The organism is Collinsella sp. LCP21S3_A9 (assembly GCF_052118785.1).
GTDB lineage: Bacteria > Actinomycetota > Coriobacteriia > Coriobacteriales > Coriobacteriaceae > Collinsella.
The window spans coordinates 1-732 of sequence record NZ_JBQKGN010000062.1; the positions used below are offsets into that span (position 1 = coordinate 1).

General features: G+C 66.8%; 1 protein-coding gene. It reads left to right on the forward strand.

The window, feature by feature from the left end; all coding sequences use genetic code 11:
* Nucleotides 1–190 precede the first annotated feature (190 nt).
* On the forward strand, nt 191–499 hold the full coding sequence (locus ACTQ05_RS09550) for a transposase (RefSeq protein ID WP_441063733.1): 309 nt from the start codon (nt 191–193) through the stop codon (nt 497–499).
* Nucleotides 500–732 lie beyond the last annotated feature (233 nt).

Here is a 732-nt window from a genome sequence, read left to right on the forward strand (position 1 = left end):
GTTCCGTTAGCGCAGTTGGTGAAAGTGCGTTAGCGGGGTCGGCGAAAGCGCGTTAGCGCATTCGGCGAGATGCGTTTGCGAAAGTGGTCAATTTTAGATTAGCGCTAACACGGGCGAGCGCCCGGACGCCGACCTCGCGAACTCGACGCTGTCGGACGCGTGCTCCCGGCTGGCGCCCGGCGAGCGCCCCGTGATCCACTCCGACCGCGGCGTGCACTACCGCTGGCCGGGCTGGATATCGATATGCGAGCGGAACGGCCTGGTCAGGAGCATGTCGGCCAAGGGCTGCAGCCCCGACAACGCCGCGATGGAGGGCTTCTTCGGCCTGCTCAAGAAGGAGTTCTTCCACGGGAGGGACTGGTCCGGCTGGTCGCCCGGGGAGTTCATCGAGGCCCTCGGCGCGTGGATAGGGCGCTTCAACTCCGAGCGGGCAAGCGACGCGCTCGGTGGCGCGACACCGGACGACTACCGGTCGTCGCTGGGGATGGCCGCGATTTAGCGGTCCAGGAAATCGTCCGCAGTCCCCGTCCATTCTGGGATGTGACTTCCCGATGGGGGCCGATGCGGAAACTGCGTCCCGTTTCGGGTCGGGACTGCGGACGATTTCTTGGACCGTTACGCGGCCCTTCCCAGCGCGGCGCGGAACTCGGCCGGCGTGCGGCCGCCGAGCGCATCGCTGCGCCTCTCCGTATTGTATCGGCCGATCCAGCCCCCGAGCTCCTCGATGAAGCG